This is a genomic window from Corynebacterium sp. HMSC056F09, from assembly GCF_001815785.1.
GTDB lineage: Bacteria > Actinomycetota > Actinomycetes > Mycobacteriales > Mycobacteriaceae > Corynebacterium > Corynebacterium hiratae.
In genome coordinates this window covers 73,572-83,095 of record NZ_KV821963.1, presented here as the reverse complement: position 1 = coordinate 83,095, position 9,524 = coordinate 73,572, and the positions used below count along the sequence as shown (strand labels likewise).

Here is a 9,524-nt window from a genome sequence, read left to right as displayed (position 1 = left end):
TAGGGTGTCCACTAAACGAGGGTAACCTCAATTCCACGCAAGCAGATCTGGGCTCTAGGGAGGACACTGCTCTGCCGGTTTTTGATGTAGTTCTTGCCGCAGTTGATGGCAAGGCGGCGGAATGAGTCGCAGCTTGAAGGCAAAAATCTATTATGGTCCCCCCTCGTGGTTTGAAGAGCAGACCGACACAATCGGATCAGAGTCATTCTTAGACATTGTCTATGAACGAGACAGCAGGGCGCGGGAACTCGTAATAGTGCAACGTGATGCGTCCCCTACCGAGGACCAGGACCCTGTGGAAAGGCCAGAGTATGTCGTCGTCAACTCTGGTGATTATGCGAGCTTGGTCGAGGCAACGATTTCCAATTTCGGCGGTCTAATTCGGTCTATCGACCCCAAGAACATTTACTTAAACAATCCTCCACAAGTGGTCCGCTCTCATGTTCAGCGCATTGCGGAAGTGACGGAGATCCACTACGAGTACGGTGGATTTAGTCCCCAACTTCTTCGAGAATTTTACGACGATTTTAATGACCACTTGGTCGGGCAAAGTTCTGTAAAGGATGAGCTTTTAGCCGCTATGTATCCGTTAGCTTGCCAAAAAGAGAACAGGCCGGTAGTCGTGATGTTTTATGGCCCGTCGGGTGTTGGCAAAACTGAGACCGCCAAGTTCATCAGCAAACTCGCTGGCGGAGACCTTTTCCGTAAGCAATTCTCCATGCTTCATAGCGAAAAGTTTGCCTCCTACGTGTTCGGAGGCAGTCACCAAGAACCCTCACTCGCACATGACTTGATGGAACGAGAGTCCAACGTGATCCTGTTCGATGAGTTCGATAAGGCGAGCCCAGTCTTCCATAGCGCCTTTTACGAATTGTTTGACGAGGGCGTTCTGGAAGACAAGAACTATCGTACGAAGGTGGGAAGCCCGCTCATCATCTGCACGTCGAATTATGGCTCCGAGGAGGCGGTGAAAAAGGCATTGGGAGAAGCACTTTACTCCCGTTTCAATGCGTTTATTGAGTTTCATCCCTTGAGCGTCGAAGAAGTGAGTTTAATTGCAGATCAACTCATTGACTCAAAGGTGGGCAAACTAGATTCAACCGAACAGGCGCAACTAAACGTCGACAGCCTTAGAACTCAGATGAAGCAATACGCTGGGCAACTTGGAAATGTCCGCAAGTTGAGCAGCAGTATTGACCAAGTGATTGGGTTCGAGTTAGCGACGAGCCTTCTCAAGAATACTCAGAGCGAGAGGCCCTAGTAGTGCTTTGTTAGCTCTTGCGGTGAGGTGTCTGCAGGACCAGATCTGCGCATATGTGGACAGATGAGATTGAGCGGGTGCGCGGGGCACCCGCAATCCGGACGGGTCGCTGCCGAGGTGCTGGTTACGGGCCGAGTGGTCCGACGGCGCAGCTGAGCCCAGTGATTACTGGTTATTGGCTCTGGGTGAGGGCACCCCGATCGAGGTGTTGTTCCGGTGGGCGAAGATCCACAGGCCGCATCGAACATGACTACCGGGAGTTGAAGCCCGGGCTAGGCCTGGATCATTCCGAGGGCCGAACCTGGCTGGGCTGGCATCATCACATCACACTGGGAACCGCGGCACACCTGCCTGCCTCCGGGCAACGCTTGGCCAACAACCTGGGCCGACAAGCCCCGGAGGCGGGCTGAGTTTCTACGCCGTCCCGGCAGACCTCCAAGCCGACGTCATCCATTTACTGGGCCAGTGCCCTTACTGCCGCCGCGCGGGCCCCACCTAACTAAGTACAACTAAGGGTTCTTAATACTACGTGATGGCTACCTCAAAGTGAAAGTTAATTGAAGTGCGTTCGCTACCTTGTCCCTGCTCATGGGTTGACTGGCTCATCTCGGCGCTATAGCGGCGAAGCGTACATCGGACGGAATCCGCTTTCATCAGGCACGATTAAGTCCCACCCTAAAGATTGCCAGAATCCGTCCGATGCTTCAGCCAGCGCCAGCATTTGCCGCTGTGGGTACTGCTCTGCCACCCAGTGAACGATTTCTTTTCCTATGCCACGACCCCGATGAGCGAGCCTGACGTCGATGAACTGAATCTCGATCACGTCGGGGCCATCCATTGGCAGAGGGTAGGCGGAGTCACGCCAGTAACTTCGGTGAGGCTTCAAGTCCAACTCCAGTAACGCAACTTGTTCACCGCCATCGCGCACCTCGTACCATTCATGGTCCTCGGATAGTCGGTATGTGCCCAACCAATGCTGATTGAACTCATAATCACCAGCGATGTCCTGCGAGAATGTCATGGGGTCGGTGATGGGACGAAACGAGAGGTCCATGTCATTATCATACTTCCTGTTCCACACGGAAATTAACCTGTGCAAATCATCTGTCACGGCCGCATATCGCCAGATCAACAGTAGCCACAATTCGCGATCATCCTCCGGTGCTGAGGGGTTTAGTACAAATAGAGTCTGTCCGCCGATAACACGGCGTCCGCAGCCACCCCGCTAAAAGACCACTGCTGCGGTGGTTTCCTGCGCCGACGAGTACTACACCGACCGGGCGAACATCGAATCCGTCATGCGCTTAATTACGCTTTAATCTACGCGTAGTCAGTCGTAGATCGTCGTACCACAGTGCAGGAGGACCACTCCGAAAACACTCCTCTCGCTGCAAGGGTCCCTCATAAGACCATCTACACCCACTAACGAAAATTACGAAACTGCGCCCCTGGGTGTTGCGGGTCGAGCCCCGTCAGCCACCCCGAATAGACCCCGCATTCTGCTTGTGCAGGATGCGGGGTTAATCTTTTGCGCCGAACCACCCTAGCCTTGGATATGTTAGCCTTACCTAATCTAGTATTGTGTAGGCTCCCGCCCTCACAGCAACTCAAGTATTCCGAAGGACAGTGATAACAATGGCTGCCCAAACTAAAGAAGTGGCGCCGAAGCGCAAGCCCCGCAAGGCGCATGAAGCAACCGTGACTGGTCGTCACCAGGTCTCTCCGGACTTGGTTCGGTTGAGCATGAACTCCCCGGCTTTTGTGGGCAAAGAGCTGGAGTTTACGGATCACTACATCAAGCTGTTGTTCGTACCACAAAGCGCTGACTACTCTTGGCCGTTTGATGTCCAGCAGATTCGTGAAGAGCAGCCGCGTGATAAACAACCGATTCTCCGCACCTATACCCTGATCAACCTGAACCCGGAAACCGGGGACTTCGACGTTGACTTTGTCACCCACGGTGATTCTGGCCTGGCTGGCCCGTGGGCACGGGTCGCCGAAGTCGGAGAGAAGATCGGTTTCCTCGGCCCAGGTGGTGCGTGGGGACCCACCGAAGAATATGAGCACTTTGTGTTCGCTGGCGATGAATCCGCGGCACCGGCCATCGGCGCCGGCTTGAAGCGTCTCCCCGAAGGCGCGACTGCAACTGCATACATCGAGATCGCGGCCGAAGACCGCACGTTTGACCTCCCCACCCGCGAGGGCGTGGAGGTCATCTGGGTGGTCCGCAATGGCGCTACCCCCGGTACTGAGCTATCCCTCGTGGTGCGCGAAGCTGGTATCCCTACGGGGAAGACAACCAACTGGTTCATTCACGGTGTCGCCGAGATGATCAAAGAGCTGCGTCGCTTCCTATTCGTGGAATCTGGAATTCCCAAGGAAGACGTTTCTATCTCTGGCTACTGGCGCATCGGCATGACTGAGGACCAGTGGCAGGCCTCCAAGCGCGAATTCAACGCCGAAATTGAAGCCGAAGAAGACAAGGCCAAAGCCTAAATCTCGCTCGCACGTTAGACTGCGGCAATGATCGATTTCACCGCCTCCGCAGACATCGTCGCTCCCCAACTGCTGGGAATGGTGCTGACGCACAACGGCGTCTCCATTCGCATCACAGAGGTGGAGGCCTACCTCGGCTCAGGCGATGAGGCCTCGCACACCTTTAACGGACGTACCCCACGCAACGCCGCCATGTTCGGTCCGCCCGGCCGCCTCTACGTCTATGTGTCCTACGGCATCCACCGGAACGGCAATATCGTTTGTGCACCCGAGGGGACCGGCGAGGGCTGCCTGCTGCGGGCCGGCGAAGTAATCGACGGTATAGACCTCGCGTACCAGCGGAGGGGCGACACGGAGTTTCATAATCTCGCCCGCGGCCCTGGCAATGTGGGCAAGGCCCTTGGTTTCAGCATCGCGGACAACGGCACGCCCGTCCTCCTCAGCGAGCGCGAGAGCGAGCCGGAGTGGGTCCGCGGGCCGCGCATCGGAATCTCCAAGAACCAAGACGCAGCCTTACGCTTTTGGATTCCCTTCGACAAGACGGTGTCGCGACGCCGCGGTCTCCCCCGCTAGTTCTTATGTGAGGGGCATGGGGCGAACAGCACCCATGCCTCACGCAGCTATGCCAAGGCTGCTCGCACCAACTCTGCCGCTTGGGACGGGGTCTTTCCTACCTTTACACCGGCGGCCTCCAGTGCTGCCTTCTTTCCTTCTGCCGTACCGGAACCGCCCGAGACGATGGCACCGGCGTGGCCCATCGTCTTGCCTTCTGGTGCGGTAAATCCAGCGATGTAGGCAATGACCGGCTTCGTCACGTGGTCCTTGATATAAGCCGCAGCGTGCTCTTCTGCATCGCCGCCAATCTCACCGATCATGATGATTGCCTCGGTGTCCGGGTCATTCTGGAATGCCTCGATCGCAGAAATATGCGTCGTACCGATGATCGGGTCACCACCGATTCCCACGCACGTGCTAAAGCCGATGTCAGAGAGCTCGTACATCATCTGGTACGTCAACGTGCCCGACTTCGACACCAAGCCAATCTTTCCCGGGTTCGGAGCGGTCTCCGCCGGGATAATGCCCGCATTGGATTCACCCGGCGTGTACAGCCCTGGGCAATTGGGGCCGATGATGCGCGTCTTGGACTCTCGCCCCAACGCATAGAGCTCCGCAGTGTCCTTCACGGGGATTCCCTCGGTGATGATCACGACGAGCTCAATGCCAGCGCGGATCGCCTCCTCCGCCGCATCCTTGGTGAACTTTGCCGGCACGAAGATGACGGTGACGTTAGCGCCTGTCGCCTGCATAGCCTCGCGCACGCTGCCAAACACAGGGATCTCGCGCCCATCAATGTCCACGCGTTCGCCTGCCTTGCGCGGGTTGACGCCACCTACGATGTTGGACCCGGACGCCAGCATGCGGCGCGTGTGCTTCATGCCTTCCGAACCCGTCATGCCCTGCACAATGATCCGCGAGTCTTTGTTGAGAAAAATCGACATATCTACTCCTAGTTCGCCAGCTCAGCAGCCCTGCGGGCAGCAGCATCCATGGTTTCAACCTGCTCCAGTTTGGGCAGGTGTGCGTCATTAAGAATCGAGCGTCCCAGCTCGGCGTTGTTGCCGTCGAGGCGCACCACGAGCGGCTTGGGTTCGATCCCCTCAGAATCCAAAATCTTGTACGCCTGCACGATGCCCTTGGCAACCTCGTCGCAGGCGGTGATGCCACCGAAGACATTGACGAAGACAGATTTCACCTGCGGGTCACTGAGAATCACCTCAAGCCCGTTAGCCATCACTTCCGCATTGGCACCACCGCCGATATCCAGGAAGTTCGCGGGCTTCGGCTGCGATGCAAGGTCCTCACCGGCGTAGGCCACGACGTCGAGCGTTGACATCACCAAGCCAGCGCCGTTGCCGATGACACCCACCGAACCATCGAGCTTGACATAGTTCAATCCCATCTTCTGCGCCTTGAGCTCCAGCGGGTCTGTCGCACCGTGGTCTTGCAGGTCGCGGTGCTCGGGGTGGCGGAACTGCGCGTTATCATCCAGCGTGACCTTGCCATCGAGCGCAATAATTTCGCCGCTTGACGTCTTGACCAGCGGATTAACTTCCACCAGCGTGGCGTCTTCCTCGGTATAGACCGTGTAAAGCTTCTTGAACACGGGCACGAGCTTGGCGACGTCCCCCTCATCAAACCCCGCCTCATATGCCATGTCCCTAGCGAGGGTGTCCGTCATGCCGTCGAGCGGGGAGAAGCTTCGCTTAATCAGGGCATCTGGGCGCTCCTCGGCCAGCTTTTCAATCTCCACGCCACCTTCCTTGGAGAGCATGGCCAGGTAACGGCGCTTGGTGCGGTCGAGGAGGATCGAGAAGTAGTATTCCTCAGCGATGTCTGCGCCTTCTGCCACCATCACCTTGCGCACGGTGTGGCCCTTGATTTTCAGGCCCAGGATCTCGTTGGCCTTCTCCGCAGCTTCCGCGGGGCTGTGCGCTAGCTTGACTCCCCCGGCTTTGCCGCGCCCACCGGTTTTGATTTGTGCCTTGACCACAACCACCGGCGTGCCCAGCTTCGTGGCTGCTTCCTCAGCCTGCACGGCCGAGGTCGCAACAATGCCCTTCAGGGTGGGAACCCCATGAGCTTCAAAGAGGTCTCGAGCTTGGTACTCGTAGAGATCCACTTCTGCCTCCATCTTTGCAGTGAATAACTAGTTCTCCACAAGATTCACCAAAACAGAGACGTGATGCAAACCACTTAACATTCGCGCCTGCGCAGTGCTTCACAAAGTGCGCGGGCATGACGCAACGCCGCCCGTTGCAAGGCCACAGTATGCCAATAGCGAATTAACTGACTTCACTTTCGGGGGCACCCTAGACGGTAACCCTAGGCAACGCTGTCAATAATCGCGGCCAATTCCTTCGATGCGCTCTTCATGTCTTCCACGTCCTTCGCATCACCCATCGAGTGCCGGAACATGTAGTTAACCACTTCCGCATTACCCACGGTGGTCACGCAAAAGAACTGCCGCAGGTCCGCCTCCGGGTGCTTCGCGCAGGCAAAGTAGCGGCCACCCTCAGTGAAGTCGAGGTCCTCAAAAGGTTTGACCTCTTCGCCGTTCTCTCGCTCCTGACGCTGATAGTCCTCGGCAATGAACGAGCGCACGTCTCGCGCGGCCTGCTCATTGTCCTGTGGACAGGGGTCAGTTTCTTTCTCATCTAGATAGCTGGAACCGACCATAAACTGCAGCCCATCCGCCTGATAGAAGCGCCCCCAGCCATCAGGCTCACCCGCGTCATATGTGGGGTCGTGCGCCAGGCCAGCGAATTCCTCCGGCATCGCCTCCAACAGCGCCGGGACATCGAATTCAGTCGCGCACGTACCTTCCTCAGCTGGAGCGGCAGCGCTAACGCTTGATACAAACGGGCTTGCACTTTCGCTTTCCTCATGCGTGCTACCGCCTTCCGAGGAGCACGCCACCAACGCCAACGGCGCTAGTAGCACTATCGCAGCTCGCTTATACCAGTTCATCCGGGGCCCTTTCCTTGGCAGTTTTTCCGCAAGGCTACCCCGGCAATCAACCGGGCTACTGGTTAGCGGTAGCGTTCCCCGCAGACCACGTTTCCCAGTCCATGTTCCAATCCCCCAGGCCGTCGAGCGGGCTCAACACGCCACCGCCGGTGTTGGAAACCCTCACGATATCGCCGCGCTTGACCGTGTTTTGGAACCACTGAGCAGCCTCAGTAGTCACGTTGATGCAGCCGTGGGACTGGTTGTAACTGCCCATCGCACCCACAGCCCAGGGCGCCGCGTGGACATAGATTCCGGAGTAAGACATCTGGGTCGCCCACTGAACGTCGGTCTTATAACCGCCGGCGTCGAGAGCCAGGCCAAAGGTAGTCGAGTCCATAGTGAGGGACGGGTACTGGTCACCGATGATGTAGGCGCCATTCGGGGTGTCCCACTGGCCATCCCTGCCCATCGACACCGGAATGCGGCGCAGCACCTCGCCATTCTTGAACACCGACATCATCTTCGTGTTGTTATCGACCAGCGTGATGACGCGGTCACCGATAGTGAAGTTGGTGGAGGCATCCTCGCCGCCGTAAACACCGCCGCCAAGGTTGCGGCCATACAGGTCGACGTCGACAGTCACTTTCGTGCCCGGCTCCCAGTAGTTCTGCGGGCGCCAGCGCACCTCCTGGTTATTTACCCAGTAGAACGCCCCCTCAACGGCAGGCTCGGTCTTGACCGTGATGGCCTTCTCGGCCGCCTTGCGGTCGGTGACGTAGTTGCCGAAACGCACGCCGATAACCTGGCCCACTCCTACTTCGGAGTCCGGCAGCGGGCTCAACGCCACCTCAGACACCGCCGCGGCCTGCGGGGTAGTGAAGGTGATGGTCTTGTGGGTGCCATCCTTGTCTGTGGCATCGATGGTGTAGGTGCGGTTGTAGCCCAAAACTTCGGCACTCTTCCACGTGGTCGAATCACTCGACAGCTCGTCCTCCACCACTTTGCCAGCCTCGTTGGTCATCGTCACCGACTTCAGGCCCGCAGGAGAAGTGACCTCGACCGGTTCGGAAGGATCGACATCACTAGCACCGTCTTTGACAGAGAACTGTAGTTGCTTCGCCTTAGCGGCTGCCGACGCCGACGCATCCGCCGCCGCACTCACTTGGGCGTCTGCCTCAGAGTGGCTATCGGCCGGGCTGGAGTTCTCGACCCCGCCAATGGTGCAGGCGGTCAGAAGGGAGGCAGTCGCAATGAGACTCGAGAGAAGCACTGCGGGACGTGCAGAAGGGAATAGAGAGTGCACACAAACCCCTAGCTCATAAAAGGACAGACAAGGACAAGAGTGCACTAAGCCTAACTGCCTGCACGGCCTTCTCACTAGTTAGCGCCACCGCCCTTAACCGTTTCGTTACCGGTCTTCCCCACTCCCACATTCCACGCTTTCAAAGAAGAGAAAAGTAGCCGCTACCTAAGGAGCTCAAAAACCTTTATTCACCTGGCGATTTTACCTTTTCAGGAAGAGGGTGTTAAAGTTACATCTCGTTGCACGGCAGGCACTGAGGAAATCAGAGCCAGCTAGGTAAACACCAGCGCCATTAGCTCAATTGGCAGAGCAACTGACTCTTAATCAGTGGGTTCGGGGTTCGATTCCCTGATGGCGCACAGTTTAACCCCCTTCATCCTAGATGAAGGGGGTTTCTTCGTCCCTTAAGCCGACGACCGCGTTAAGGGGTTAAGGGGGTTAGGCCTTTAAGACCCGAAGACCTCCAAGCGCTGCGTCTTGGGCCGCCACCAGGCGGCATATTCGGCAGTGAATTCTTTATGCTCCGGCCCGGCAATCTCATCGAGGGCACGCATATAGTCAGGCACCAGCGTCCGAGGCAGGCGCAGCCCCACCGTCAGATGCGGGGTCCACCTTGGGCCGCGCCCCTCGGGGTTCGCGGCACTTATCTGGCGCGCCGCAATCTCTAGCTCATCGGTGGTCTCCAGAAGCCAGGCCACGGTCTGCTTGCTTTTCCTCCCGAATACCACCGTCCCGACGCGATGAAACAGCGCCGGCAGTAGCGGCGGCAACAGAGTGCGGGCCTTGTCGACGACTGCGGTCTCGAGCGCCGGCGCAAACGTTACCGTAATGTGCGGGCGCTGGTGCTGCACCGGAAAGCCACGCTGAGCCAGGGCAGCATAGACTTCCCGGATCGTGTCTTCATCCTCCGGGGTGAGGTACAGCAGGAGGTTCTCGGGCGAATTTCGGCTCACA

The 9,524-nt window shown here is 57.6% G+C and carries 9 protein-coding genes and 1 tRNA gene; 4 read left to right on the top strand and 6 right to left on the bottom strand.

Annotated elements, in window-relative coordinates; genetic code table 11:
* Positions 1-121: 121 nt before the first annotated feature.
* Positions 122-1,261, top strand: coding sequence for an AAA family ATPase (locus tag HMPREF3056_RS10350; RefSeq protein ID WP_070754703.1), 1,140 nt, complete (start codon positions 122-124; stop codon positions 1,259-1,261).
* A gap of 613 nt (positions 1,262-1,874) precedes the next feature.
* Here the strand turns inward: HMPREF3056_RS10350 and HMPREF3056_RS10345 are convergent.
* The gene (locus HMPREF3056_RS10345; protein WP_141759868.1) at positions 1,875-2,315 is read right to left on the bottom strand and encodes a GNAT family N-acetyltransferase; all 441 of its coding nucleotides are present in this window, start codon (positions 2,313-2,315) and stop codon (positions 1,875-1,877) included.
* A 581-nt stretch (positions 2,316-2,896) separates the two neighbouring features.
* Between HMPREF3056_RS10345 and HMPREF3056_RS10340 the strand changes: the two genes are divergently transcribed.
* Positions 2,897-3,757 carry a siderophore-interacting protein gene (locus tag HMPREF3056_RS10340; protein WP_070754701.1) on the top strand — a complete coding sequence of 287 codons (861 nt, stop codon included), beginning with the start codon at positions 2,897-2,899 and terminating at the stop codon, positions 3,755-3,757.
* 27 nt (positions 3,758-3,784) lie between these two features.
* Positions 3,785-4,330 carry a DNA-3-methyladenine glycosylase gene (locus tag HMPREF3056_RS10335; RefSeq protein ID WP_070754700.1) on the top strand — a complete coding sequence of 182 codons (546 nt, stop codon included), beginning with the start codon at positions 3,785-3,787 and terminating at the stop codon, positions 4,328-4,330.
* A 47-nt stretch (positions 4,331-4,377) separates the two neighbouring features.
* On the opposite strand, the gene sucD is transcribed toward HMPREF3056_RS10335, so the two are convergent.
* The 4 genes from sucD to HMPREF3056_RS10315 form a co-directional block, all read right to left on the bottom strand.
* Entirely contained in the window at positions 4,378-5,256 is an 879-nt protein-coding gene (gene sucD, locus HMPREF3056_RS10330; protein ID WP_070509719.1) for a succinate--CoA ligase subunit alpha, read from the bottom strand.
* Positions 5,257-5,264: 8 nt separating this feature from the next.
* Positions 5,265-6,437 carry an ADP-forming succinate--CoA ligase subunit beta gene (gene sucC, locus HMPREF3056_RS10325; protein WP_175973599.1) on the bottom strand — a complete coding sequence of 391 codons (1,173 nt, stop codon included), beginning with the start codon at positions 6,435-6,437 and terminating at the stop codon, positions 5,265-5,267.
* A gap of 203 nt (positions 6,438-6,640) precedes the next feature.
* Positions 6,641-7,285: a hypothetical protein gene (locus HMPREF3056_RS10320; RefSeq protein ID WP_046647341.1), complete on the bottom strand. Its 645-nt coding sequence runs from the start codon at positions 7,283-7,285 to the stop codon at positions 6,641-6,643.
* Positions 7,286-7,340: 55 nt separating this feature from the next.
* Positions 7,341-8,570: a L,D-transpeptidase gene (locus HMPREF3056_RS10315; protein WP_049155797.1), complete on the bottom strand. Its 1,230-nt coding sequence runs from the start codon at positions 8,568-8,570 to the stop codon at positions 7,341-7,343.
* Between the two features lie 286 nt (positions 8,571-8,856).
* On the opposite strand from HMPREF3056_RS10315, the gene HMPREF3056_RS10310 reads away from it, so the two are divergent.
* A tRNA-Lys gene (locus HMPREF3056_RS10310) sits at positions 8,857-8,929 on the top strand.
* 87 nt (positions 8,930-9,016) lie between these two features.
* Here HMPREF3056_RS10310 and HMPREF3056_RS10305 read toward each other — a convergent pair.
* On the bottom strand, positions 9,017-9,523 hold the full coding sequence (locus HMPREF3056_RS10305) for a 2'-5' RNA ligase (RefSeq protein ID WP_046647344.1): 507 nt from the start codon (positions 9,521-9,523) through the stop codon (positions 9,017-9,019).
* Position 9,524 lies beyond the last annotated feature (1 nt).

Coding starts and splice junctions, on each gene's coding strand:
- HMPREF3056_RS10350 (WP_070754703.1), top strand. CDS start 122: ATGAGTCGCAGCTTGAAGGCAAAAATCTATTATGGTCCCCCCTCGTGG.
- HMPREF3056_RS10345 (WP_141759868.1), bottom strand. CDS start 2,315: ATGGACCTCTCGTTTCGTCCCATCACCGACCCCATGACATTCTCGCAG.
- HMPREF3056_RS10340 (WP_070754701.1), top strand. CDS start 2,897: ATGGCTGCCCAAACTAAAGAAGTGGCGCCGAAGCGCAAGCCCCGCAAG.
- HMPREF3056_RS10335 (WP_070754700.1), top strand. CDS start 3,785: ATGATCGATTTCACCGCCTCCGCAGACATCGTCGCTCCCCAACTGCTG.
- sucD (WP_070509719.1), bottom strand. CDS start 5,256: ATGTCGATTTTTCTCAACAAAGACTCGCGGATCATTGTGCAGGGCATG.
- HMPREF3056_RS10320 (WP_046647341.1), bottom strand. CDS start 7,285: ATGAACTGGTATAAGCGAGCTGCGATAGTGCTACTAGCGCCGTTGGCG.